Source organism: Trichococcus sp. (assembly GCF_049684335.1).
Classification (GTDB): domain Bacteria; phylum Bacillota; class Bacilli; order Lactobacillales; family Aerococcaceae; genus Trichococcus.
Genome location: NZ_JBAVFV010000061.1, coordinates 41,499 through 67,552 on the forward strand (window position 1 = coordinate 41,499; position 26,054 = coordinate 67,552).

General features: G+C 47.8%; 26 protein-coding genes. 8 read left to right on the forward strand and 18 right to left on the reverse strand.

The window, feature by feature from the left end:
* Positions 1–62 precede the first annotated feature (62 nt).
* The 6 genes from WBM30_RS11050 to coaA all read right to left on the reverse strand — a co-directional run bounded on the left by WBM30_RS11050 (position 63) and on the right by coaA (position 6,480).
* Positions 63–1,004, reverse strand: coding sequence for a lysophospholipase (locus tag WBM30_RS11050; RefSeq protein WP_424900762.1), 942 nt, complete (start codon positions 1,002–1,004; stop codon positions 63–65).
* A gap of 130 nt (positions 1,005–1,134) precedes the next feature.
* Positions 1,135–2,070 (reverse strand): metal ABC transporter substrate-binding protein, encoded by a 936-nt coding sequence (locus tag WBM30_RS11055; protein ID WP_424900763.1) that lies wholly within the window; start codon positions 2,068–2,070, stop codon positions 1,135–1,137.
* Entirely contained in the window at positions 2,060–2,917 is an 858-nt protein-coding gene (locus WBM30_RS11060; RefSeq protein WP_424900764.1) for a metal ABC transporter permease, read from the reverse strand. The genes WBM30_RS11055 and WBM30_RS11060 overlap by 11 nt, the downstream gene beginning before the upstream one ends.
* The gene (locus WBM30_RS11065; protein ID WP_424900765.1) at positions 2,907–3,656 is read right to left on the reverse strand and encodes a metal ABC transporter ATP-binding protein; all 750 of its coding nucleotides are present in this window, start codon (positions 3,654–3,656) and stop codon (positions 2,907–2,909) included. Before WBM30_RS11065 ends, WBM30_RS11060 begins: the two co-directional genes overlap by 11 nt.
* A gap of 325 nt (positions 3,657–3,981) precedes the next feature.
* Entirely contained in the window at positions 3,982–5,535 is a 1,554-nt protein-coding gene (gene guaA / locus WBM30_RS11070) for a glutamine-hydrolyzing GMP synthase (protein WP_424900766.1), read from the reverse strand.
* Positions 5,536–5,556: 21 nt separating this feature from the next.
* Positions 5,557–6,480 carry a type I pantothenate kinase gene (gene coaA, locus WBM30_RS11075; RefSeq protein ID WP_424900767.1) on the reverse strand — a complete coding sequence of 308 codons (924 nt, stop codon included), beginning with the start codon at positions 6,478–6,480 and terminating at the stop codon, positions 5,557–5,559.
* Positions 6,481–6,874: 394 nt separating this feature from the next.
* Here coaA and mvk point away from each other — a divergent pair, with 394 nt between their 5' ends.
* The 4 genes from mvk to fni are packed head-to-tail and all read left to right on the forward strand — an operon-like array spanning position 6,875 to position 11,028.
* Positions 6,875–7,828 carry a mevalonate kinase gene (gene mvk, locus WBM30_RS11080; protein ID WP_424900768.1) on the forward strand — a complete coding sequence of 318 codons (954 nt, stop codon included), beginning with the start codon at positions 6,875–6,877 and terminating at the stop codon, positions 7,826–7,828.
* Positions 7,821–8,828 carry a diphosphomevalonate decarboxylase gene (gene mvaD, locus WBM30_RS11085; protein WP_424900769.1) on the forward strand — a complete coding sequence of 336 codons (1,008 nt, stop codon included), beginning with the start codon at positions 7,821–7,823 and terminating at the stop codon, positions 8,826–8,828. The genes mvk and mvaD overlap by 8 nt, the downstream gene beginning before the upstream one ends.
* Before the next feature lie 23 nt (positions 8,829–8,851).
* Positions 8,852–9,967, forward strand: coding sequence for a phosphomevalonate kinase (locus tag WBM30_RS11090; RefSeq protein ID WP_424900770.1), 1,116 nt, complete (start codon positions 8,852–8,854; stop codon positions 9,965–9,967).
* Positions 9,964–11,028: a type 2 isopentenyl-diphosphate Delta-isomerase gene (fni, locus tag WBM30_RS11095; protein ID WP_424900771.1), complete on the forward strand. Its 1,065-nt coding sequence runs from the start codon at positions 9,964–9,966 to the stop codon at positions 11,026–11,028. The genes WBM30_RS11090 and fni overlap by 4 nt, the downstream gene beginning before the upstream one ends.
* Before the next feature lie 180 nt (positions 11,029–11,208).
* Here the strand turns inward: fni and WBM30_RS11100 are convergent, their stop codons facing one another.
* Both WBM30_RS11100 and WBM30_RS11105 read right to left on the reverse strand, forming a co-directional pair.
* Complete coding sequence (locus WBM30_RS11100) at positions 11,209–11,532, reverse strand: AzlD domain-containing protein (RefSeq protein WP_424900772.1); 324 nt, start codon at positions 11,530–11,532, stop codon at positions 11,209–11,211.
* Positions 11,525–12,229, reverse strand: a complete 705-nt coding sequence (locus WBM30_RS11105; protein ID WP_424900773.1) for an AzlC family ABC transporter permease — start codon at positions 12,227–12,229, stop codon at positions 11,525–11,527. Before WBM30_RS11105 ends, WBM30_RS11100 begins: the two co-directional genes overlap by 8 nt.
* A 168-nt stretch (positions 12,230–12,397) precedes the next feature.
* Here WBM30_RS11105 and WBM30_RS11110 point away from each other — a divergent pair, with 168 nt between their 5' ends.
* Complete coding sequence (locus tag WBM30_RS11110; protein WP_424900774.1) at positions 12,398–13,102, forward strand: MgtC/SapB family protein; 705 nt, start codon at positions 12,398–12,400, stop codon at positions 13,100–13,102.
* A gap of 55 nt (positions 13,103–13,157) precedes the next feature.
* Here the strand turns inward: WBM30_RS11110 and WBM30_RS11115 are convergent, their stop codons facing one another.
* Positions 13,158–14,459, reverse strand: a complete 1,302-nt coding sequence (locus WBM30_RS11115; RefSeq protein WP_424900775.1) for a pyrimidine-nucleoside phosphorylase — start codon at positions 14,457–14,459, stop codon at positions 13,158–13,160.
* Positions 14,460–14,537: 78 nt separating this feature from the next.
* A complete protein-coding gene (rpiA, locus tag WBM30_RS11120) occupies positions 14,538–15,215 on the reverse strand; it encodes a ribose-5-phosphate isomerase RpiA (RefSeq protein ID WP_424900776.1) in 678 nt (225 codons plus the stop codon).
* A gap of 290 nt (positions 15,216–15,505) precedes the next feature.
* Between rpiA and WBM30_RS11125 the strand changes: the two genes are divergently transcribed.
* On the forward strand, positions 15,506–16,186 hold the full coding sequence (locus WBM30_RS11125; protein ID WP_424900777.1) for a serine dehydratase beta chain: 681 nt from the start codon (positions 15,506–15,508) through the stop codon (positions 16,184–16,186).
* Positions 16,187–16,204: 18 nt separating this feature from the next.
* A complete protein-coding gene (gene sdaAA, locus WBM30_RS11130) occupies positions 16,205–17,143 on the forward strand; it encodes an L-serine ammonia-lyase, iron-sulfur-dependent, subunit alpha (protein ID WP_424900778.1) in 939 nt (312 codons plus the stop codon).
* A 314-nt stretch (positions 17,144–17,457) separates the two neighbouring features.
* Here sdaAA and WBM30_RS11135 read toward each other — a convergent pair whose 3' ends face one another.
* From WBM30_RS11135 to murB, 8 genes are all read right to left on the reverse strand, one after another.
* Complete coding sequence (locus WBM30_RS11135) at positions 17,458–17,835, reverse strand: RidA family protein (protein WP_272162323.1); 378 nt, start codon at positions 17,833–17,835, stop codon at positions 17,458–17,460.
* 134 nt (positions 17,836–17,969) lie between these two features.
* Positions 17,970–18,473: a cyclophilin-like fold protein gene (locus WBM30_RS11140; protein ID WP_424900779.1), complete on the reverse strand. Its 504-nt coding sequence runs from the start codon at positions 18,471–18,473 to the stop codon at positions 17,970–17,972.
* A 184-nt stretch (positions 18,474–18,657) separates the two neighbouring features.
* Entirely contained in the window at positions 18,658–19,728 is a 1,071-nt protein-coding gene (locus WBM30_RS11145) for an ABC transporter substrate-binding protein (protein ID WP_424900780.1), read from the reverse strand.
* Positions 19,725–20,576 carry an ABC transporter permease gene (locus tag WBM30_RS11150; RefSeq protein WP_424900781.1) on the reverse strand — a complete coding sequence of 284 codons (852 nt, stop codon included), beginning with the start codon at positions 20,574–20,576 and terminating at the stop codon, positions 19,725–19,727. Before WBM30_RS11150 ends, WBM30_RS11145 begins: the two co-directional genes overlap by 4 nt.
* A complete protein-coding gene (locus WBM30_RS11155) occupies positions 20,573–21,388 on the reverse strand; it encodes an ABC transporter permease (RefSeq protein ID WP_424900782.1) in 816 nt (271 codons plus the stop codon). The genes WBM30_RS11150 and WBM30_RS11155 overlap by 4 nt, the downstream gene beginning before the upstream one ends.
* A 12-nt stretch (positions 21,389–21,400) precedes the next feature.
* Positions 21,401–22,489 (reverse strand): ABC transporter ATP-binding protein, encoded by a 1,089-nt coding sequence (locus WBM30_RS11160; protein WP_424900783.1) that lies wholly within the window; start codon positions 22,487–22,489, stop codon positions 21,401–21,403.
* A gap of 199 nt (positions 22,490–22,688) precedes the next feature.
* Positions 22,689–24,392, reverse strand: coding sequence for an ABC transporter ATP-binding protein (locus tag WBM30_RS11165; protein WP_424900784.1), 1,704 nt, complete (start codon positions 24,390–24,392; stop codon positions 22,689–22,691).
* A gap of 175 nt (positions 24,393–24,567) precedes the next feature.
* On the reverse strand, positions 24,568–25,482 hold the full coding sequence (gene murB / locus WBM30_RS11170) for a UDP-N-acetylmuramate dehydrogenase (RefSeq protein WP_424900785.1): 915 nt from the start codon (positions 25,480–25,482) through the stop codon (positions 24,568–24,570).
* A gap of 323 nt (positions 25,483–25,805) precedes the next feature.
* On the opposite strand from murB, the gene WBM30_RS11175 reads away from it, so the two are divergent.
* A complete protein-coding gene (locus WBM30_RS11175) occupies positions 25,806–26,054 on the forward strand; it encodes a hypothetical protein (RefSeq protein WP_424900786.1) in 249 nt (82 codons plus the stop codon).

A 26,054-nucleotide genomic window follows, 5' to 3' on the forward strand; every position in this document is an offset into this window, starting at 1 on the left:
AAAGCTTGCCTGATTTCTCCGTTTTCTGGAAAAATCAGGTAAGCTTAAAATTTTTATGCCAATCAAAGGGATTCCAGATGAGCATTTATCCACTCGATAACATCCTGTGTTACTGCATCTTTGTTCGTCTCATTGAGCAGTTCATGACGGGCACCCTCATATAGTTTGTAGCTTACGTCTTGAAGGCCAGCTTGTTGATAAGCCCTGCAGGTTTGGACGATGCCTCTTCCGGCCTTGCCTCCAACCGGATCGGCGGTGCCTGAGATGAACTGAAGCGGCAAGTCTTTCGGTATCGATTGGATATTCACAGCATCATTCATGGCCAGCAAGCCGCTGAAGAAATCATGGAAATAACCAGCCGAGCCGATTTTCCCACGCAACGGATCCGCCAAGAATCTGTCGACTTCTGCCCCGTCACGGCTGAGCCAATCCAAATCCGTCCGAGCGGGCTTTAAACCTCGGTTGAAGTTCTGGAAGACCAGTTTGTCGAGCAAACGACTTGGATGGGCACGGCCATTTCTTTTGATTTCCGATGCTGCCACGACTGTCCCCAGTTTCAGCAAAGCATTCGAAAACACCCCGGAACCGGACAGAACTGCACCAGCAAGATCATCCCCATACAACTGGATGTAGCGTCTGGTCAACATGGAGCCCATGCTGTGACCGAACAAGAACAGCGGAAGGTCAGGATATTCCGCTTGGATGATCTCTGTCAATGCGCGCATATCCGCGACGACCTTGTCGAATCCGGCCTCATCCGCAAAACAGATCGCTTCGCCGACATTCCCGTTCGTTTTGCCGTGGCCCCGATGATCGTTTCCGTAGACGACGATCCCCGCTTCCGCCAGCTTGCCAGTAAAAGCATTGTAGCGTCCGATATGTTCTGCGTAGCCATGCGCGATTTGGACGGCGGCTTTCGGTTTCTGGGAATTTTCCGGCGACCATTTCATCGCGAAGATTTCTGTCCCGTCGCTTGATTGGAAAGTGAATAATGCTGTTGTCATGAGTGGTCCCCTTTTCTGGTATCAGGTTCAAAAATAGGTTAATAAGTATTGATAATGCTATACTTTCCTCCAATTTAGCGACACCAGTCGAAAATGTCAAGCACCACAACAGCAGGGTAACGAATCGCTTCTACTGACTCAATCCTTCATGAATCTTTTCTAGATTCCATTTCATCATATCGTAATAGCTGTCGCCGTCTTCCCCTTCTTTCGCGATAGAATCCGTGAACAGATTGCTGTAAACAGGAAGATCCACCTCATTTGCTAATCGTTCCATGCTTCTGTGATCGACGCTCGTTTCCACAAAGAGAACCGGAACTTGAGAATCTCGGACTTTTTCAATGATTTGCTTCATCTGATCAGGCGTACCTTGACCTTCAGTATTGATTTCCCAAATATAGGCAGCTTGTAATTCATAAGCTTTTGAGAAATACTTGAAAGCTCCTTCGCTGGTCACCAACAGCTTTTTTTCCTCTGGGATATCAGCAAATTCTTTTTTTGCCTCGCTGTCCAGTTCCGTTAAATGGGCAATGTATGCATCCGCATTTTTTTCATACGCTGCTTTATTTTCAGGATCTTTTTCGCTCATGACGCGCGTGATTTCGGTGATGTACCGAATGCCGTTGGAAATATCTAACCAGGCATGAGGATCTTGCTGTGAGCTGTTACCCGTCAGATAAATTGGTTCGACATCTCTGCTGACAACGAAGTAATCCTCATCTTCAATTTTACCAGCTGTTTCCATCAATTTATCAAACCAGCCATTGCCAGTTTCCAAATTCAATCCGTTGTAGAACACGACATCGGCTTCGCTGGCTTTTCGAATGTCTTCCGGCAAGGGTTCGTATTCGTGCGGGTCGGTCCCGACAGGCACGATACTGTGCGCATCAATCAGATCCCCTCCAATTTTTTCTACCATGTCGCCGATAATGGAGTTGGTTGAGACAACTTTTAGCTTGGTGTCAGTTGCATCTGTACTGCCTTTATCATCATCCGGAGAATTTCCGCATCCTCCCAACATACCTACAAAAAGCACTGCAGCAAGCAGCAATAATTTATTCTTCATTTTGTAAATTCTCCTTTCTTAGTTGACCGATAAGGCCCTTCTTCGGTGCAAAAATAAATGCCACAATGAAAAATATAGCTGCTGCCATGACAATCGTCGCCCCAGACGGCAAGTTGTAACTGTAGCTGAAGTAAAGCCCTATGATAGAACTGAGGGTTCCAAACACTGTCGAAAGGACAATCATAACAATCAATTTATCGGTCAGTTGATAGGCTGTCGCAGCCGGGGTGATCAGCATTGCGATCACCAGAATCGTCCCGACTGTTTGCAGCGAAGTCACCGCCACAAGCGTCAGTAAAAACATCAAGCCATAGTTGATTGCACTGATGTTCCAACCATACGATTTTGCAATCGTCGGCGCAAAAGAAGTCAGTTTGAGTTGTTTATAGAAAAGCGGCACTGAGATCAAGACGATAATAAGCACAGCGGCAGTCAACAACATGTCTGAATCCCGGACAGCGAGAACATTTCCGAAGAGGATATGATACAAATCCGTGGAGCTTCTGGCGAAGGAAATCAAGATGATCCCTAGAGCAAAAAATGCGCTGAAGACGATTCCGATTGCCGTATCGTTTTTTAAACGACTGTGTTTCGTGACAAAACCAATGAGAGCGGCCGACGCCATCCCAAAAACCGTGGCGCCGATGACATAGCTGCTCCCCAGCATATAAGAAATCGCCACCCCGGGTAATACTGCATGCGAGATGGCGTCACCCATCAAAGACATTCCCCGCAGGATGATGAAGGAACCGATGATTCCAGCAGATATCCCGACCATAACGGAAGTGATCAAAGCGTTCTGCAGAAATTGGAAGTCGAAGAGTCCTTGAATGAATTCATTTAACATTTGTTCCACCCCCTAGGCTTATCATTTCAGAAATTGCTTCCCCATAAGCCTTTCCCATATTATTGGCAGTGAACACCTCAGATACAGGACCATTGGCAACCACTTCTTTATTGATCAGAACAATATTGTCGAAATAAGACTGCACTTTATGCAAATCATGATGCACGATCACGATTGATTTGCCTTCATCGCGGAGTTGTTTCAACAAATCAATGATGATTTTCTCACTGGTAGCATCAATCCCGGCAAAAGGTTCGTCAAGCAGCAACCATTCCGCTTCCTGTGCCAACGCTCGCGCAATGAAAACGCGCTGCAACTGCCCACCGGATAATTCACTGATATGCCGATCTTTAAAAGCTACCATTCCGACTTTCTCTAAAGCTTTTAAAGCCAAATCCTTTTCTTTTTGCTTTGGTCTCTGGAAAAAACCTAATTTGGCGTAGGTGCCAAAAAGTACGGTTCCGAAAACATCTATCGGAAATGAGAGATCGATTTCTTGTCTCTGTTCGACATAGGCTACCTTGTTTATCATTTCCTTCAGTGGTTTGCCGTAAAGACTTACTTCTCCTGTATTTAACGGCGTCAAGCCCATGATCCCTTTCAATAAGGTTGATTTCCCTGCTCCATTAGGTCCAACGATTCCTGATAATTTGTTGGACTCAAACGCAAGCGTTACATTTTTGATTGCAGACTGCCCTTGATAGGCTATATTCATATTCTGGATTATTAAATTTTCCATTATGTGTTGTTCCTTTCTCGTTTATATTCTCTGGTCTCTTAATTTTTGCTGAGCAGCCCATAATACATAAGGTTAAATTAAACATATCGTTAGGTCTGCCTAACTTTTTATTTAAGTTTAACTTATTTAATCCAAGTAAGCAAGCAGTTTGCATTTATCGCAGAGACTTTCTGTAGCTGTTTACTATGAATGCAAAAAAAATCACCCTTTTAGGTCGTATATATGAATCAAGTTCATTCATATAACAACTCAAAAAGGTGATTTTATGTTTTATAACATCATAGATCCCTTTAAATCGATATTTGCAGGGGTGTTTATGATAGGCTTATTCCCACTCGATGGTCGATGGTGGCTTGCTCGTAATGTCGTACACTATGCGGTTAACGTGCTTCACTTCATTTACGATGCGTCGGGAAATCTTGTCCAACACTTCGTAAGGGATGCGTGCCCAATCGGACGTCATGCCATCGATGGATGTCACGGCGCGGATACCGATTGTGTAGTCATACGTACGGCCGTCGCCCATTACGCCTACGCTGCGGAAGCCTGGCAGGACTGTGAAGTATTGCCATACATCGCGGTCCAAACCAGCATTCGCGATTTCTTCGCGCAGGATGTAGTCTGATTCGCGGACGATTTCTAATTTTTCTTCAGTGATTTCGCCGATGACGCGGATACCCAAACCAGGGCCTGGGAAAGGTTGACGCCAAACGATGCTGTCAGGCATGCCAAGTTGTGTTCCCAATTCGCGGACTTCATCTTTGAACAATGTGTTCAATGGTTCGATCAATTTGAATTGCATATCTTCAGGCAGTCCGCCTACGTTGTGGTGAGACTTGATTGTTTGGGCAGTCTCTGTTCCACTTTCAATCACGTCTGTGTAAAGCGTTCCTTGCGCCAAGAAGTCGATGCCTTGCAATTTCGTAGCTTCATCGTCGAATACGTAAACGAATTCGTTACCGATGATTTTACGTTTTTGTTCCGGATCGCTGACGCCTGTCAGTTTGTCCATGAAACGTTTTTTCGCATCAACGCGGATGATGTTCAAGCCGAATTTGCCTACAAGGCTTTCCATAACCTGATCGCCTTCGCCTTTGCGCAACAGGCCGTGGTCAACAAAGATACATGTCAATTGCGAGCCGATCGCTTTGTGCAGCAACACGCCGACTACGCTTGAATCAACCCCGCCGGACAGTCCCAATAAGACTTTTTTGTCGCCGACAGTTTCTCTGATTTTTTTGGTTTCGATTTCGATGAAGTTGGCGATCGACCAGTTACCTGAACAGTCGCAGACTTCGAAGGCGAAGTTCTTCAGCATTTCGTTTCCGTGTACAGAGTGCTGTACTTCCGGGTGGAACTGGACGCCATAGAATTTTTCTGCTGTATTGGCGAAAGCTGCAACAGGACAGTTGTCGTTTGTGGCAGTCACTTTGAAGCCAGCAGGAATTTCAGTGATTTTGTCACCATGGCTCATCCAGACAGTCTCGATGTCGGAAAGGCCTTTGAACATTGGCGTATCCAAATCAAGGATTTGGATGTCGGAACGTCCGTATTCTCTTTCATCAGCAGGAATGACTTTTCCACCGAAATGGTCGGTCATCAGTTGCATGCCGTAGCAAATACCCAATACAGGGATGCCCAAAGTAAAAATGGCCGGATCGACTTTGAAAGCATCGTCTTCGTAGACGCTGTTCGGGCCGCCAGAGAAAATGACCCCTTTGACGTTCCCCATCGCTTTGATATCTTCAGCTGTTGTGCGGTGTGAAACCAACTCTGAGAATACGCCGAATTCGCGGATGCGTCGTGTAATCAATTGGTTATATTGACTGCCGAAATCCAGTACGACGATTTTTTCCAACTCGGTAAATTGCTCTATCATCTAATAATCTCTCCAATTTTTTTAATATTTTTTTATGTACAATTCATCAATAAAGTGATTCGTTGTTTTATGAATCACTAAATTTGCCCGTGTGATCGTGGGATAGATATACTCCCGAAGGTTCTTGAGGTTGACTCTTTTCCAGACGCCTCTGGCCATCTCGATGGCATGCTCGCGTTTGCCGATTGCATAATTGTAGTAATAATTGTCCGGTTGATCGATCGCCAGATCCATCAGCATTTCGAAACGTTCGATGTACCATTTTTCGATCATCTCTTCTTCAGCATCCACATAGATGGAAAAGTCAAAGAAATCGCTGACGTAAATCTGTTGATTGCTCGGCAACTGCAACACATTGATCCCTTCCACAATCAGGATATCCGGATGATTCACTTCTTCATAATCGCCAGGGACAATATCATAAATACGGTGGGAATAGACTGGAAACCGGACATTCGGCTTACCTGTCTTCACATCCAACAAGAATTGCACCAAATTCTCCATATCGTAGCTTTCCGGGAATCCTTTGCGATCCATGATGTTGCGTTCCCTCAATATCCGGTTCGGATACAGGAAACCATCTGTTGTCATCAATTCGACAGCTTTTGTCGGATAAGCCCGCTTCAAAAGGTTCTGCAGGACACGTGCTGTCGTACTTTTACCCACTGCGACACTACCCGTTACGCCAATGATGAGCGGAGACGGTTCATAGGATCTGCCAAGAAATCTGCTTTTATCCCGCTGAAGATTCCGGTACTGCTGCAAGTAAATATCGAACATATGCACCAACGGCACATAGACATCCTTAACATCTTCCAATGAAAGCCTATCATTCAACGATGTCAATTCCTTCAGTTCCTCTTCCGTGATTGTCGGAATGGAATCTTGATGAAAAGTTTGCCATTCTTCACGATGGATTTCGTAGTAGTTTCTATCTTCTATCATAGCTTTTCCCTTCTGGAAATAATCAAACTTTTGGTAATTGTATCATACTTTTCTGAAAATTTAACCCCCATCAAATACGAACATTTAATTTTAATTGAAACCTAATCTTTGCTTTCTGCGGGGGGAAAGCTTTTTAAGTTTCCGTAAAATCCCAAAGATTTGATTTACTTTGTATTTTTGCTCCGATACAATGAAAATGATGAAAGAAAATAGCGAAAAATATGTGCCGAATCTGTCGGAATTTCATAAGCATCGCCTGCACAGATCGGAAGGCTTCGGCAAAATCATGCCGATTTGCAAAATCCATGTACAGCAAGCATAATAGAAGACGCGCCAGAATCAGTGGCAGTACGACTTTTCCGCTTGATTCATAACCAGTAAAGGACGACTCTATATGATAAAAACACGTTGCTCAACCGGCAAGTCGCACGGCAAAATCATCCTGATGGGTGAACACGCCGTGGTCCACGGGGAGCCATCCATCGCATTGCCCTTCCCGGCAGTCGAAATGACCGCGACCGTTTGCGAAGCGGAAGGTCCCTTGACCATTGATTGTTCCTATTACAACGGCATCGCTGCAGAAATGCCTGAAATCCTTGAAAGCATGCGGACAGCCATCCAATCGGCATTGACCGAACTGCAGGTTTCGGACGAAAACTTAGCGATCTCGCTCGCGAGCACCATCCCGGCTGAAAGAGGCATGGGTTCCAGCGCTGCCGTTTCGGTGGCCTTAACTCGCGCCCTTTTCGCCTACTTCGATAAACCGCTGGACCAAGCGACCTTGCTCCGGCTCGTCAACATATCCGAGATGGTCGCACACGGAAACCCCAGCGGTCTGGATGCCGCCACGGCAAGCGGTGAGGCACCGCTCTTTTACATCAAAGGCCAGCCCTTCGAAGCTTTTCCTTTGAACCTGAAGGCTTACATGATTGTCGGGGATACCGGCGTGACTGGCCAAACAAAGGAAGCAGTAGCCAGCATCGCCACAAAACTGAACGGAAAAAATCCGCAACAATACCGAGACGCCATCACCTGTTTGGGCAGCCTTGCCCAAACAGCGAAGTCCGCCATCGAGGCAAATAACCCGCAACAATTGGGGCAATTGATGAACCAAGCCCATGAAGTCTTGTCTTTTCTGGATGTATCCAGCCCCGATCTGGACAGGCTCGTGTCAGCGGCCCGGTCTGCAGGAGCGCTGGGCGCCAAATTGACGGGTGGCGGACGCGGCGGTTGCATGATTGCATTGGCGAGTACCCGATCCGAAGCGGAAAAAGTGGAAGAATCTTTACGCCAAGCCGGGGGAATCCGGACTTGGATCTATCAAATGGGAGGAACTGAAGATGCCTAAGAAAGCTTGTGTCCGAGCGCATACTAACATCGCGCTAATCAAATATTGGGGGAAGCGGGACGAAACCGACTTTCTTCCTATGAACAGCAGCCTTTCCATGACCTTGGACAAACTCTATACGGATACGATGGTCGTCTTCGATGAAGCCCTCCCGCAAGATTCCTTCTATCTGAACGGCGAGAAACAAGGTGAAAAAGAGACGCAAAAAATCTCCAAATTCCTTGATCTGTTCCGCGCAGAAAAAAAGACAGCCATGCGTGCACGCGTTGAAAGCATCAACCATGTCCCTACCGCAGCGGGCTTGGCCTCATCAGCCTCCGCCTTCGCTGCTTTGGCAGGAGCTACCAATTTGGCCTTGAGTCTTGATTTGGATCCGCAGCGATTGTCGACCTTCGCAAGACGCGGCAGCGGCAGTGCAACGCGCAGCATCTACGGCGGTTTTGTGGAATGGGATATGGGGACTTGTTCCGACGATTCCTTCGCGGTACCGGTCGACGATGCCGGCTGGGATATCGGTATGGTCATTGTGGCTGTCAACCAGAAAGCAAAGGAAGTGTCCAGCCGCATCGGCATGAAACGAACGGTCGAGACTTCGCCCTTCTATCCGGCTTGGGTTGAATCGGCGAAAAGAGATATCCTGGACATCAAAGCAGCCATCGCTGCGAAAGATTTCATCCGCTTGGGCGAAATCACCGAAGCGAACGGCATGAAGATGCACGGAACCATGCTGGGTGCGGAACCACCTTTTTCCTATTGGGAACCGGACAGCATCGTCGCCATCAAGACAGCACAGGCTTTGCGAAAAAAAGGCATCCCTTGCTATATCACGATGGACGCCGGTCCGAATGTGAAAGTGCTGTGCCGACTTTCGCAAGCCGAAACGATAAAACAAGCGTTGTTGGAACATTTTACAGAAGATAAATTGATCATTACCAAGCCCGGAAAAGGAATCCGGGAATTGACTGCAGCCGAACGTGCTGTCTACAACTGGAACGATTAATTGGAATAGAGAGGGTTGAATTCATGACTGTAACAGAAGCAAGTGCTCCGGGTAAATTGTTCATTGCCGGAGAATATGCGGTAGTGACGCCTGGCCACCCGTCGATTTTGGTCGCGTTGGATCAGTTCATTACGGTATCCTTGGAGGAAGCCGATACGACCGGAACGATCCGATCGGCGCAGTATGGCGGTTTGCCGATTCCTTGGACCCGCGAAGAGGATCAGTTGGTCATCGACCAGCGCGAAAATCCTTTCCTCTACATTACCGAAGCGGTAAAAGTGACGGAACGCTACATCAAAGAAGCCGGTATTCCGTTGTCCTATTTCCACCTCTCCGTGAAGAGCGAGTTGGACAATGCCAGCGGAAAAAAATACGGACTGGGATCGAGCGGTGCGGTGACGGTCGCGACGATCAAAGCTTTGCTCAAATTTTATGCGATTGATCCGGAATTCGAATTGGTATACAAATTGGCCGCTTTGGCGCATCTATCCGTCAAAAGCAACGGTTCCTTCGGCGACATTGCCGCAAGTACCTACGGCGGCTGGATCGCTTATGCTTGTTTTGACAGGGAATGGGTGATGAAAAAGGCAGCCGAGCTGACACTCACCGAGTTGTTGGAATCAGCTTGGCCGCAATTGATGATCCGGCCTTTGACACCCCCAGCCAATCTGCGGTTGGTAATCGGCTGGACCGGCTCGCCGGCTTCCACCACCCATCTTGTTGATCGCGTCAATGATGTCCGCGGAGGCATCGATGATTTTTACAAAACTTTTCTGGAAGCCAGTAAAACATGCGTGAACGCTATGATCACCGCTTTTGAACAAGGCGATCTGGGGGCGATTCAGGCAGGCATCCGGGAGAACCGCTTGCTGTTGAAGCAATTGACTGCGCACACCAGTGTCGTCATTGAGACACCCCCATTGACGCAATTATGCGATTTGGCCGAGAAGAATCTGGGCGCAGCAAAATCATCCGGTGCCGGCGGTGGAGACTGCGGAATCGTCATCATCGACAGGCAATCGGGCATCATCCCCTTGATTTCGGAATGGGAAAAAGTCGGAATCATGAACTTGCCGCTGCATGTCTTTAGTTATGTCCGAAGTGCCGCAGCGATCGATTGGAAAGGAGCTTCCGAATGACACTTGATTCAAACAGAAAAGACCAGCATGTCGATCTGGCCGAAAAGCAATATCAGCCAGCCAATCTGTCTGATTTCGGGAAGATGCGCTTTGTTCATCATTCTTTGCCCAACCTGAAAGTGGCGGATGTTTCGCTGCAGACGGAGCTGGCCGGTATGAAACTGGCCGCGCCCTTCTACATCAATGGCATGACCGGCGGCAGCGAACGGACCAAACAGATCAATACGGATCTTGCAATGGTCGCAAAAATGACCGGCTTGGCAATGGCTTCCGGATCCGTCAGCGCGGCGTTGAAGGACCCCAGCGTAAGCGACAGCTTTGCGGTCATCCGCAAAGTGAACCCGAACGGCCAGATAATGGCGAATATTGGAGCGCACCATTCGCTCGAAAATGCCAAACGCGCCGTGGATATTCTCGAGGCTGATGCTCTGCAGATTCACATCAACGCGCCGCAGGAAATGATCATGCCCGAAGGCGACCGCGATTTCACGATGTGGCTGCGCCAGATTGAAGAGATCACGACGCATGTCGGCGTCCCAGTCATCGTGAAGGAAGTGGGTTTCGGCATGAGCCGGGAAACGATTGGGCAATTGATTGCGGTCGGTGTCCGGACAATCGATGTCTCAGGTAAAGGCGGCACAAATTTTGCAGCGATCGAAAACGCAAGGCGGACTGCAATAGCCTACGATGACTTGGAAAACTGGGGCCAATCGACTTTGATTTCGCTGTTGGAAGCTGATGTGCATCGTGGAAAAGCAGATTTCCTCGCATCCGGCGGCATCAAAACGCCGTTGGACATCGTCAAAGCGCTGAGCTTGGGCGCGAAGGCTGTCGGACTTTCGGGCCAGTTCCTGCATATGGTACTGAGCGATGGACCGGAAAAGACGTCGGAAACTGTTAATGCTTGGAAAGAACAGATAACGACGGTGATGGCTATGCTTGGCAAAACCTCTGTTGCCGATCTGGTTCGGACGGATCTTATTTTCCAACGGGATATCCTTGATTGGTGCGACATGCGCGGGATCGATTTCCGTCAGTACGCCAATCGTTCAGCGAAGTAACCTACTTTAAATAAAAATGAAACGCGCTAGCGAACGGGAGAATGATACCGTTCGCTAGCGCGTTTTTGTTTGGTGGGTGTAGTTTCGATGTCGGCTGTTCCCACTTACACCTCATCTGTTCGACCAACCTATCCGCAATTGGAAAAGTCTCCCAGAATCATTAATAATGAGCGAGAGAAATCAGAGTGCCCACACCATCAGGCTGATGCCCGCGATGCCGACGATGACGGAAAGGATCATGTTTTTCGAGTAATAGGCTACCAGAGCCGTCACAAGCGACGGCAACAGTTTGGCGTTCTCCAATACATTCAAGGAAACAGTGCCCTCCCAGAAAAAGATATCCGAAGCGATCAAAGCGGCAAAAATCGATACTGGCAGGAAGCTCATCCATTTCTGGAACCAGATCGGAATCCGCGCATTCTTCAGGGCAACGATCGGGAGCCATCTTGGTAAAAAAGTCACCAATCCGCCTCCAAAAATGAGCCATAACGCTTTATCATCCACGCAAAATCCCCTCCTTTTCGTCTTTCTTGTTCTGCAGGTAGAGCCCGAATCCGGAAGCTAAAATCGAAGTCAGGACGATGGCGATATTATGATGCAGCAGGCTCATCAACAGGACCGCCGTGATGCTGGAAAATACAGCTGTCCAGAATACGATGCGGTTTTCGATCTGGGAAATGAGCAGGAAGATGAACATCGCAATGAGGATGTAGTTCATCACGACCGGCGACAAAGCGATGCTCTTTCCGGCCATCGCCCCAATCCCGGTGCTCAAAATCCAGGTAGCATAGGCAGTCACATTCGCGGCCATTGCTTTTGCTGGATTCCACATGCCATCGGTTTTGAAATACAGTGTGTTAACGGCAAACGATTCATCCGTGATGGTCTGCGCAAAGAACATGCTGAAAGCTGTTTTCTTCTTGCGGATCCTGTGGGCCAAGCTGGAACTCATCAAAAGGTGCCTCAGATTGATGAAAAAAATCATGATTACCATTTCCAGCAGACCCGCTCCTGCAACCGTCATCGAGGCGATCATGAACTGCGAAGCGCCCCCGTAGATGATTAGGCTCATCAGCATGACCGCTAGCCAATGATAGCCGGCTTGCTGCAACAGGACTCCGCAGGCCAATCCCATCGGAATATAGCCGAAACAAACCGGATAGATGGCTTTCATCCCAGCCAGCCACTCTTTTTTCGACATATTGTCCCTCCTCTAATCAAAAAATAATGTTATATTCCATTTTATCATAAGCCAGCTGAAGAAACGGCGTGATTCCGCATATTTTCAGAAAATCTTTATTTCCTTTTACAGAATACAGCCGGTGCTTTAGAATAGAGGAAATGCACTATTTTGAAAGGGGGGACTGCAGTGTACACAATCAGCACATTGGAAATAACGATGCGCTTGCTAGCGGCGGTTTTTGTCGGCGGCGTCATCGGCTATGAACGCGAAGAGAACCGCCAAGCGGCTGGTCTGCGGACGAACATCATCGTTTCCGTTTCAGCTTGCCTCATCACTTTGATTCAGCTCGAAATCGCTTTTTACAGCCTGAACCTGGCGATTGCGAATCCGGACATCGCATCCAGCATCACCGTCGACTTCACCCGCATCATCGCACAAATCGTCAGCGGGATTGGGTTTCTAGGAGCCGGTACGATCCTTATCACCAAACGGGATACGGTCACCGGCTTGACATCGGCTGCAACCATCTGGACGGTTGCAGGTCTCGGGATTGCCGTCGGGATGGGCTATTATTTCCTATCTTTCATCGGCTGTCTGATTCTTTATGTCGTTCTGCACATCATCAAAAAACTCAGGACTTCCATAGGCGGGCTGCATATGGAGGTCCACTACCGGCACCAGGATCTGAAAAAAGCGATCGAATTGTTCCTTTCCGAAAACAACATCGAGACTTCGGACATGAAGTTTCTGATCGAGAATCCGGAGAGCGAGCACCCGAAATACATCGTCATCTACGGGATCGGTTTGCCGCATTACTACAAGAAAAAGGATCTGGTGAACGATCTGCTGAACATGAGCAAGGACATCACGAACGTGTCCTTCGACCAATGATAAAAGCATCCGAACTGCACACATTTAATCGTGTGCGGCTCGGATGCTTTTGTTATCAGTCCGTGATGACGCTGTGGATCAGCGTGATTTCTTTTCGTTCTTCACCTATGGAATAGGCTTCCTGGATCAGCTTTTCGGCCTGACCGAAATCTGCTTTGTTGGCGAACATCCTGACGATTGCTTCGCCTTTTTGGACCGGATCGCCGACTTTTTTCAGGATCTTCAGTCCGGCAGCCAGATCGATCGTGCTTTCTTTCGTGGCGCGCCCGGCACCAAGCAACATCGCAGCCACGCCAATATCATCTGCAACGATTTCCGTCACATAACCGGATGCTTCAGCCAAAACATCCTGTTGACGCGTCGCTTGCGGCATCAATGAATAATCATCCACGACTGCCGGATTCCCGCCTTGGGAAGCAACAAAAACTTTGAATTTCTCTAACGCTTTGCCGTTGCGGAGGTTTTCGGTCACCAGTTCGCGGGCTTCAGCCAAATCAGCCGATTTTCCGCCCAAGTAGACCATCTGGCTTCCCAATTCGATGCAGAGCGCCTCCAGGTCTTTCGGCCCGTTGCCCTTCAACGTTTCAATCGCCACTTCAACTTCCAGAGCATTGCCGACCGCCACACCCAAAGGTTGGCTCATGTCGGAAATGATCGCCATCGTTTTGCGGCCGGCCAGATTGCCGATTTTGACCATCGCATGGGCAAGTGCTCGCGCATCTTCTTCCGTCTTCATGAACGCACCGGCGCCAATTTTCACATCGAGTACAATCGCATCCGCACCGGCTGCAATTTTTTTGCACATGATCGAACTTGCGATCAGCGGTAACGAGTTCACGGTTCCGGTCACATCCCGCAGCGCATACAATTTCTTGTCGGCCGGGCAGAGATTGCCGGATTGTCCGATGACAGCGACTTTATTTTCATTCACGATGGATGCGAATGTCGCCTCGTCGATCTCCACATGGAAGCCTGGAATCGATTCCAGTTTATCCAGCGTGCCGCCTGTATGCCCCAATCCGCGTCCACTCATCTTCGCCACCGGTACGCCGCAGCTGGCGACCAATGGAGCGAGCACAAGCGTCGTCGTGTCGCCAACTCCTCCGGTTGAATGTTTGTCGACTTTTATGCCTGCGATAGCAGAAAGATCGATCTGATCGCCGGACTCAGCCATGGCCATCGTCAACTCCATCCGTTCCTCATCAGTCATGTCCTGAAAAAAGACGGCCATCGCCCAGGCACTCATCTGGTAATCGGGAATCGACCCATCCGTGTAGCCGTCAATGATGAAACGGATCTCTTCTTTCGTCAATGCTTTGCCTTCTTGTTTCTTGATAATTAAATCTACCATTCTCATAGGCTCTTCCTCCATCTGAATCTGACTTTTCGAATATCAAGCACAGCGCAAAACGTTTTTGTGCATCTAAGTTGAAGCTTATCTTTTCGCTTCGATCACTTTCACGCCGTCTTTTGTACCGACCAAAACGGTATCCACACAATCAAGGAACAAACCATGCTCCACGACACCGGTCAGATGGATCAGGTATTCGGCGAGTGCCTTCGGTTCCAAAATTTCACCCAGATGCAGATCGATGATGTTGTTCTTCTCATCAGTCAAATAATAATCCCCGTTTGCTGTCTTGCGGAATTCCGGATTGTAGCCTTTTTCGTTGAATTTATTGAACAGTTGGACCGATCCGTAGCAGACGACTTCCACCGGCAACGGGAAGGCGCCCAGATGTTTCACCATTTTGCTTTCATCGACGATCCAGATGACCTTCTTGGAATTGTCAGCAACGATTTTTTCGAACAGCAAAGCGCCACCGCCACCCTTGATCCCTTGGAAATCTTCGCTGATTTCATCGGCTCCGTCCACTGTGATGTCGATGCAAGTCACTTCATCCACACTCTTTAACGGAATCCCTAATGACTCAGCCAATTCCTTCGTTTGGATTGAAGTCGTCACCCCAGTGATCTTCAATCCTTCCTCATTCACACGTCTCCCGATTTCCTTCACAAAATAATAGGCAGTCGAGCCTGTCCCCAGACCCACTGTCATACCGTCTTTGATGTATTCTGCTGCTTTTAATCCAACCAGTTCTTTTAGTTCCATTTGCTCACGCGTTCCTTTCAGGATGATGAAATCATTATATCATACGGAAAGGAAGCGTTACTATGCTGGAATGCCGATAATGAGAGAGCTTTTTTGTTCCCACATGAAAATTTCATTTTATGGATGAATCAAAAACAGGGCACACATTATTCAGGTGATTTACTTGCTAGATATTTTCTCGCATACCATTAGAATCTGCTAAAAAGCGTGTTGGTGTTCTGTCATTTCGACAGCCTTTTCGCTATAATGAGAGGCAAGCTTTCATGAACCAATAAGGAAAGGGGATCGGTATGAGCCATACATTCAGAAGCATTTTCGATATCATCGGTCCGATAATGGTCGGCCCTTCCAGTTCGCATACTGCAGGCGCTCTGGCATTGGGGAAAGCGGCGGCGCAGCTGTTCGAGGTCAAGCCGAAAAAAGTCACAATCCATTACTACGAATCGTTCGCGGATACCCATCTCGGTCACGGCACCGATTTTGCGATCCTTGGCGGAATACTCGGTTTTGCGGCGGATGATCCGCTGATCCCGCAATCCCTCAAAATGGCCGAATCCCAAAAGATAGCCGTGACATTCATCGAAGAGATCGGCGACTCTCCCGTCGGCCATCCAAACACAGCCACCATGGTGTTGGAACGGGATAAGAAAAAAATATCCATCACGGGCAGTTCCATCGGGGGCGGTTCGATTGTTCTGAACCAAGTCGACATCGACAACTTCTCGATGCGATTGGATGCGCAACTGCCTATTTATTTTATCCATCAGAATACGCTCCAATACCATCTTTACAGCGAAGCGGAATGGCAGAATTATTTTGCATTCAAAGGCTACCCGCTGAATGATATCCGTATTTTTAGGGAAAGTGATACCGAATGGGTCGTCCTCTATCTGGATACGGTTCCCACTAAAGAAATAATCTACGAAATCAACGAGATGCCTTTCATTGAAAAGGCAATACTGATCAGTTAGGAAAGAAGGAATACCGCTTTGTACAACAAGATTGCAGAACTGGTTACTGCCGCGGAGGAAAGCGGCAAGCCGATTTCCGAATTGATGCTGCTGCAGGAAATGGCCAAGAGCCACCGGACGCGCACGGAAATTTGGGAACAGATGCGCAACAATTACCATGTCATGAAAGCCGCAATCGAAAAAGGATTAGCTGGGGATGGCGTGTTTTCCCCCACTGGATTGACCGGCGGCGAAGCCGTGAAACTGCGGAACTATCGTCAACGCGGCCATACGCTTTCCGGAGACGACCTGCTGATTGCTGTGGAGAGCGCCATCGCAACGAATGAAGTCAACGCTTCGTTGGGGATCATCTGCGCAACACCGACTGCCGGCTCATCGGGGACTTTGCCCGGTTTGATGTTCGCAATCAAGGATAAACTGGGATTGACGGAGGAACAGATGGTCCAGATGCTGTTCTGCGCCAGCGGCTTTGGCATGGTGATTGCCAACAACGCGATGATCTCCGGTGCCGCCGGAGGATGCCAAGCCGAAGTCGGGAGCGCATCCGGAATGGCGGCCGCTGCGGCTGTCGAAATCGCAGGTGGCACACCGGAGCAGGCTTCGGAAGCGATGGCAATGGCGATCAGCAATCTGCTCGGCCTTGTCTGCGATCCGGTTGCCGGACTGGTCGAGATTCCCTGCGTCAAGCGCAATGCGATCGGTGCAGTCAATGCCCTAATCAGCGCAGATATGGCCTTGGCCGGGCTGACGAACAAAATCCCCGCCGACGATGTGATTGAAGCGATGCGCAAGGTCGGGAAAAACCTTCCTGCCTCCCTGCGCGAAACCGGATTGGGCGGCCTCGCAGCCACTCGTGAAGGTGTCCGCCTGAAAATGATGATCTTCGGTCAGCAGCTGGAAATCAAGCCGGAATGGGTGGATGACCAGCCCCTGGCTAAAGCGAATCCGTTCGAATAACGGTTTCAGGTTGTTGCTTTAAATGACTAAATAAACCGCAAATAAGATGCTGCCTAGTAAAGAGGCAGCATCTTATTTGTGGTTTGGTAGCGGGATTCCCCGCGAAATGGGTTTTGGCGGGGAATCTCGTATTGTCCGTTGACGTTTTACCCCACCAAATAGGTTTTGACGGGGAATCTCATGTTGCCCTTGGACATTTTACCCCGCCAAATGGATTTTGACGGGGAATCTCCGAGCGTAAATTCAATTCCCAAACAAAAGAGGCCGTATCTAAGCCAGAAAATCCTATTCTGGTTCAGATACAGCCTCATTTTTTAGTCTTTTGCTGCGATGGCTTCTATTTCGATGACGGCATCTTTCGGTAAAGCGGCAACCTGCACCAAAGAACGAGCTGGTTTATGTTCGCCGAAGAATGCAGTGTACGCGCCGTTGATGGCGTCAAAATCATTGATGTCCTTTACGAACACGTTGACTTTCACGATTGATTCCAACGAGCCGCCGCCCGCTTTGACAATCGTCAACACGTTGTTTAAGCTTGCTGTTGTCGCTGCAGCAGGGTCAGAAACAAGTTCCTTCGTTTCCATATCGATCGGTAATTGTCCGGATGAAAAAATGAAGCCATTTTTTCTGGTTCCTTGCGAATAAGGACCGATTGCTGCGGGCGCTTTGTCTGAACTGATGAATTTAGTCAAGAGATTCCCTTCTTTCTTTTAATCTTATTTTAATGATAGCACAACCTTGCGCGGATTGTGAAGCGGAATTTCTTCGACAGACTTTTTGAGTATAAAGTGAATGCGGCTGCCAAACCAATACAATCCAACTGATTTCAATCAGAAACCTTGGTGACAGATATTTCCCCTGTCAATTCTTTGATATCTTCTCCCCCTGAGATAGCTGTTCCCAAATCATACAATCCCCGATAACGTCCAAAGCTGCCATAATACATGACGACATTTCCCCATGTTTCGAAATAGGCAAGTGTGCCCGCAGGACCTTCTGCACTTGGAGTGTTACTGGTATTAAGTTTTGTTGGCGGATAAAATATTTTTTCGTTGTTCCCATAAGTCTCCACCATTATTTTCAAGGGAAGCTGATTATAGAGCGATTCTGCTGCAACACTATTATTTAACATAAATACAACAGTATGCGTGTTATCTTGAACTTGTATCTCCATTTTGTCTTCTCCTGTCTCAATACCATTTTCTGATGATTGACTAACCTGTAGTCCTGCCTTCATACCTGTTTCAACGATTTCAGACGTTTGTCTAAAGCAAGCGGCTAATAGACTAATAGCAACGGTTATGAAAGTTAGCAAGATTCTCTTTCTCATTATGCCGCCTCGCTTAAATGAAATTCTTGTATGTCTCTATGCAATCTTACCTCTTAACCTTAAGATTAAGTCAATGTTTTTCTCTACAAAAAAAACGACCTTTCAGTCGTCTTTGGTAGATAAAATCGCCAATTCATTTAATTGTGAGATTATTGGTTTTCCGTATTTTCTAGTTATTTCTTTATTATTTTCTGAACATTTTAATTTCAAGAAATAAATCATTATACGTCCCCAGAGTTTTAGCTCCCAAGTTTTCGTAGACTTCGAGTTTGTCCATGATTTCATCGGACGGATAAAACTGTTCATCGCTAGTGATTTCGGGATCCATCAGCTCGATGGCGGTTTTATTCGGTGTGGCGTAGCCGACGTATTCCGCATTGATGGCCGCATTCTCAGGTTCCAGCATGAAATTGATGAAAGCATAAGCGCCTTCGATATTTCTGGCGGTCTTCGGGATGACGATATTGTCGAACCAGAGATTGGAACCCTCCTCAGGGATCACATAATGAAGATTTTCGTTTTCCCAAAGCATCTCGCTGGCTTCACCTGAGAAAGTCACGGCGATGGCCGCTTCTTCCTGGATCATGTACATCTTGATTTCATCGGCAACAATCGCCTTAACGTTCGGCGTGATGTCCTTCAGTTTCTCAGCGATCTCCATCAAGATCATCGGGTCCGTTTCGTTCAGCGAGTAGCCTTCGCTCTGGAGGCCCAACCCCATCACTTCACGCGCCCCGTCGATCAGAAGCAGACTGTTCACATAGCGAGGATCCCACAAATCGGACCAGGAAGTGATCTCTTCCGAAACCATTTTATCGTTGTAGATGATTCCCAAAGTTCCCCAGAAATAAGGGATGGAGTATTTGTTGCCTTCGTCGAACGGCAAATTCAGGAAGCGCGGATCGATATTCTCCAGACCTTCAATCTTCGAATGGTCCAGTTCAATCAGCAAGCCCTCTTCAGCCATTTTGTCTATCATGTACTCTGAAGGGATGCTCAGATCGTAGGCCGTCCCGCCCTGTTTGACTTTAGTGTACATCGCCTCGTTCGAATCGAACGTTTCATAAGAAACTTTATATCCGGATTCCTCTTCGAATTTTGTGATCAACTCCGGTTCAATATAGTCGCCCCAGTTGTAGATCGTCAGCGTATTCTCGTCCGAAAAACCTTGCGCTCTATTCAAAGAGATTATTCCAAGAGCGATGGCCGCACAAGTAAGCAACACAGCAACCGCCATTCCCATTAATTTTTTCATCCGTGTTTCACCGCCCTATCCGAACCGGCGCGTTTCCCGATCGCCTTTAATTGCTGCGCACGTTTATTATGCCCGTATTGTTGAATGAAATAGTAGCCCAAGACCAAAAGCAGCGTGAACAGGAACATCAGCGCACTGAGCGCATTGATTTCCAGGCTGACACCGCGTCTGGCCCGCGAGTAAATTTCCACCGCCAAAGTGGTGAAGCCGTTCCCGGTCACGAAAAAGGTCACCGCAAAATCATCCAAGGAATATGTGAAGGCCATGAAGAAACCGCTCAGTATTCCCGGAGTGATGCTCGGGATCAGTATTCTGCTAAAAACCTGGCCGCTGCTTGCGCCCAAGTCCTGGGCCGCACTGATCATCGAATCGTTCATTTCATAAAGCTTCGGCAGCACCATCAACACCACGATAGGGATTGAAAAAGCGATGTGCGACAGCAGCACCGAGGAGAAGCCCAACGAAAAGCCAAGCATGGTGAAAAGGATCAAAAGGCTTGCCCCGATGATGACGTCAGGAGAAACCATCAGCACATTGTTCAGACTCAAGAGCGTATTCTTGGTGCTGCGTTTTTTTGAGTAATAAATATAGATTGCACCCATTGTGCCAATCACAGTTGCGATGAGGGCCGAAAGCAAAGCTACCAAAAATGTGTTCATTACGATTCCGATCAAGCGCGTGTCCTCAAACACGGTTTGGTAATGCTCCCACGTGAAGCCAGTAAAGGCATTCATGGTCCCGCCGGCATTGAATGAATAAAAAATCAGATAAAAGATCGGCAGGTACATCAAGGCGAAAACAAGCGCAAGGAACGCATTGTTCCATTTGGTATTGGTTGTTGCCTTCATTTGACTCCCCTGCCTTTCTTCTTTTTGTCACTTGTCAGGGACATGATGGCAATCATGCTGATGATCAGGATTACGCCGATTGTGGAGCCCATTCCCCAGTTCTGTGTGACGAGAAAATGCTGCTCCACAGCAGTTCCCAAAGTGATGACCCGGTTTCCACCGATCAGACGCGTCAGCATGAACAGCGACAACGACGGGATGAAGACTGCCTGAAAGCCGCTGCGTACGCCGCTCAGTGTCAAAGGAAAGATGACCCGCGTCAAAGTCTGCATCCTTGTCGCACCCAAGTCTTCGCTGGCTATGATAAGGGACGGTTTCAGTTCTTCAATCGAATTGAAGATCGGCAGGATCATGAAAGGCAGCTCGATGTAAGCCGCCACGAAAATGAAACTGAAGTCCGTGAACAGAATCTGTTGGGGACTTATGCCCATGAAGCCAAGGAACTGATTGACCGTCCCACTCTGACTGAACAAACCGATAAAGGCATAAGCTTTCAGTAAAAGATTGATCCAGGTCGGCAGAATGATCAAGGACAGCCAAAGTTGCTTGTGTTTCGTCCGACTCAGGATCAGCGCCGTCGGATAACTGATCAGGAAAGTCACGAGGGTAATGATGAACGCATAAAGGAACGAATTAAACGTCATCCGCAAATAATTGCCCGAGCTGAAATAGGTCGCGTAGTTGGAAAATGTGAAATCCCCGGTGATATCGAAAAACGATTGGTACAGAATCAACAACATCGGGGAGATTACAAACAACCCCAGCCACAGCACGTAAGGAATCGAATAGAATGCTCTAGAATTTTTCGTCATATCTCTTTCCCCCTACTCTTCATAGCTCTCGAGGCGGGCATCGAACTCTTCTTCGGATTCACCCAGACGCATGACATGGATATCCTGCGGACCGAAATGGAGCCCGACATCTTTGCCGATTTCCGCGCGCTTGGTGGAATGGATCATCCACTCGTTTCCATCCTTGTCGTAGCCGATAATTTCGTAGTGGACGCCGCGGAACAGCTGCGTGTCAATAGTCACGACCAATTTCCCATTTTCGACAGTCGTCAGTTCCAAATCTTCCGGTCGGATGACGATTTCGATTTTTTCACCCGGCGTGATCCCGGCATCGGAACATTCAAACTCCTTGCCGACGAAGCTGACTTTATAGTCCTCAACCATCGTCCCCGGAACGATATTGCTTTCGCCAATGAAATCCGCGACGAAACGGTCTATCGGCTCGTCATAAATATCCACAGGTGTGCCGCTCTGAACAATCGCGCCTTTGTTCATGACGAAAATCCAATCGCTCATGGCCAACGCCTCTTCCTGATCGTGCGTAACAAAAATAAAGGTGATGCCAAGGCGCTGCTGTAGCTCCCTCAGCTCATACTGCATGTCCGTGCGCAGCTTCAAGTCCAAAGCCGACAAAGGCTCGTCCAACAGCAACACATCCGGTTCGTTGACGATTGCCCGCGCAATTGCGACACGCTGTTGCTGTCCGCCTGACATTTCGCTGATTTCACGGTTTTCATAGCCCTCAAGTTGAACCATTTTTAGGGCTTCCTCCACTTTCAGCTTGACCTGATCCTTAGGCATTTTCTTGATCGTCAGCCCGAATGCGATATTATCGAAAACATTCATGTGGGGGAACAACGCGTAGTCCTGGAAAACGGTATTGACCTTGCGTCGGTTCGCCGGTATATCATTGACAGTTTCGCCATTGATTTTGATGATGCCTTCCGTTGCGTCCGCAAACCCCGCGATCAAACGCAGAATCGTCGTTTTTCCGCATCCGGATGGTCCCAAAAGGGTATAGAATTTGCCTTTTTCAAGCTCAAAGTTAATATCGTGCAATACAGTTTCATCATCGTATACTTTTTTTACATTCTCCAAAGTAATGATTGGTTTTTCAGTCATTTTCTCCCGCCTTTATCGTTTATTTATGGGCACCGAACGTTCACTCCGACTGCGGATAGGCAATCGGATATTCACACATCACTATCATGTTAGCACAAAACACTATTATTATATAAGAAGTCGCACCTTTTCCAGAAAAAAACCGAACAAAAAACGCCAGAAATGATCCTTCTGACGTTTGGAACTTATATGGATTTCATCAGAACAGACGCGCAGCCCGATCGTAGTAGACGAATTTTTCCGTAAAGGAATACGGATCAGTCATTCCGATCTGATTGGCGAAGGTGAACAAGGTGGTCTCTTTCAATGAGGCGATCTGGATCAGCCTCGGATTGATGAGGACAAAAGCGGAACTCGTGTCAGCCACGATTTTTCCTTTGGCCATAACTACTGCTCTGCGGGTGTATTCCAGCATCAGATGCATGTCATGCGTTACGATCACGACGGTCACACCGTTCTGGTGGATCCGCTGGAGGAAATGCATGATGTCTTTGTAATGGCTGAAATCCTGCCCCGCTGCCGGCTCATCCAAGATGATCAATTCCGGATTCAGCGCCAAGACGGCTGCGATTGACACCCGTTTCAGTTGGCCGAAACTCAGCATCGATAACGGCAAGTCTTTGATGTATTGCAGTCCGCAGACTTTCGCAACTTCATCGACTTTCCTTTGGATCTCTTCTTTTGGCATGTTGCGCTGTTTCATTTTTAGGGCTATCTCTTCATAAACGGTTTCCTGTGAGAGACTGTCTTTCGGGTTCTGCGGGACGTAGCCGACATAGTTTTCCGCTTCATCCGCATCGATGTCGCTGATTTCATTGCCCTTCCAATAGATGTGGCCACTCTGCGGTTTCTCTTCACCGGTCATCAAACGGGAAAGCGTTGATTTCCCGGCGCCGTTCGCACCGACAAGGCTGATCATTTCCCCTTTGTAGATGCGCAGAAAGGCACCGTCGACGATGTCCTTGTCGTTCCAAGGATATTTGAAAGATAAGCCATCCAGCTCCAGAAGTACTTCATCATAATCGGGATACCGGAATTGCGGCAGATAATTCAGCCAGCTTTCCATCTGTTCCTTTAATTGCGGTCCGTTCACTTTCTTTGCGTTCGCCAGTTCCCGTACATTATCCAGATCGACTCCGGCATAACGCATAGCCGTGATGTACAGTGGCTCCCGGATGCCGATGTCGCTCAGAATTTCGCTACGGAGGATTTCCTCCGGCGTCGCGTCCGCGATGATCCGCCCACCGGAAAAAAGCAGGATGCGATCGATCGGTTGCGCCAAAACATCTTCCAATCTGTGTTCAATGATAAGGACGGTCGTGTCGCTGACGCGATGCAGATCATCGATGAATTTCATGGCCAAATCCCCGGAACTCGGGTCCAGATTCGCCAATGGCTCATCGAATAAAATCACAGGTTTGCCATCCAAGGAAATACCGGCCATCGTGATATCACCTAACTGCTGTTCCGACAATTTCATGAAACTGCGCTTCAAATACGGGCGTTTCTTCAAAAAATCATGCCAATTATCCATTTTTTTCACATCATCCGCTGTACGGAACGGGACGTGTTGCTTCACTCCAAATTTGCCCATCTGTTCCGCGTGGGGAATCAGACTATTTTTGACTAGTTTCATTTCATTCGGAAGAAAATCTTCAAAGGGGGCAAGGGTTTGATCGACCTGATGGTGAAAGAGGATGTTTCCACTCGCATCGCCGTTCGCTTCACTCGGCAATACGCCTGTAAGGCAGCGGGCAAAGGTCGTTTTCCCGGAGCCGCTAGGACCGAGCACAAGTATTTTTTCTCCTTCGTAGATGGTGACATTCAGTTCTTCTAAAGTCGGTTCCTTTTGATCTGAATAGGTGAAACTAAAGTTCTGAAAAGATATCAGTGGTCTTCGCATGGGCTGTCCTCCTTCATTATTTTGTTACAGAACAGCTTCATACCAGTAGGCAGTAGCTGTGCTGGTTACTGCAGCTACCACATCCTGGACGGCCGTTCTTCCTCTATTTCAAAAAATAATAATTAAGTGCTATCCAAAAAAAGAGCTGAATGTTCACACCCAGCCTTCTTTTCACCTATACGCTTGCCACTGTATCTTCCCCGATGATCCGGACTTCCGTTTCCAATGGCACAGCATAATGTTCCATTATGACATCTTTGATATGTGCAATCAGTTCAATGTAATCGGTCGCTGTGGCACTGTTGATGTTCACGATAAAGCCTGCATGCTTCATCGACACCTGTGCCCCGCCCCAAGTCAATCCTTGCAGGCCGGCTTCTTGTATCAATTTACCTGTGAAATACCCGGTCGGCCGTTTGAAGACGCTGCCGCATGAAGGATATTCCAATGGTTGTTTCGATTCGCGCAAAGCCGTCAATTCATCCATTCGGGCTTTGATTGTTTCCTGCTTGCCTTTTTCCAGGTGGAAGACAACTTCCAGAACGATTTCGTTCGTTTCCTGCAGCTTGCTGTGGCGATAGGAAAACTCAAGTTCATTCTTCTCGTAGGTTTTGATTTTGCCTTCGCGAGTGATCACCACTACGGATTCGATGACTTCTTCGACTTCACCGTCATATGCTCCGGCATTCATGTAGACCGCTCCGCCGACGCTGCCGGGAATGCCGCATGCGAATTCTAAGCCGCTCAACCGCTCAGCCAAGGCCATCCGGGAAGCATCAATCAGGCGTGCGCCACTCTGGACGATCAACCGTTGGCGTTTCACTTCCATGTGGTCCATTTCCGTCAGTATCATCACGATGCCACGGATCCCACCATCCTTGATGATGACATTGCTGGAATTACCCAAAACGGTCAAAGGCACCTGTTTTTCATTTACCCATGCGACAATTGCCGCAACTTCATCTTTGGTTTTCGGAAAGACCAGCACATCTGCCGGGCCACCTGTTTTTGTGTATGTATAATATGATAAGTTTTCATTCTCTTTAACGATCGTTTCAGGAAACTGTTGTTTTATTTCCGTCCCCAACATGCATTTCACCCACTAATTTTATTTATGTAGTCCATTCTAACATCACTTGATGCGGATTTGTATCAAATAAGTAAGCGGCAGCAATTAATTATATTATTCTAATCATTTATTAATCATATTTTAACTAAAAGCGAATCCGCACCTGTTCATGCTATTTTAACACAAGTTTATGAAAAAATTTACAATTTAATGAATTTGAAATACCTTTGTTAGATAGAAGGAAACCATTTTCGTTTTTGAGCGCGAATTCAGTCTTCTTCCTTGCGATCCGAAAGCACAGATATGGTAAAATATTACAGATAACAGAAAAAGGAGGCTGCTCCATGCAACCGAAACAAACAAGAAACGGAATCACATTCACAATATTGTCCATTCTTTACCCTCTTTACCTCTTCACTACCAAGGACCCCGGCTCCGTATCTACGACCTCGTTGATATTGTCGCTGTTTTTGCCGATCGTCGGAACGATTTTTGCGCTGAACATCCCAGAGCCGAAAATGAAGTGGACACTGGCCGCCATCAATCTTCTCCTCTTCATCCTGTTCCTTTACTATATGATCGCGTTGCGTTAG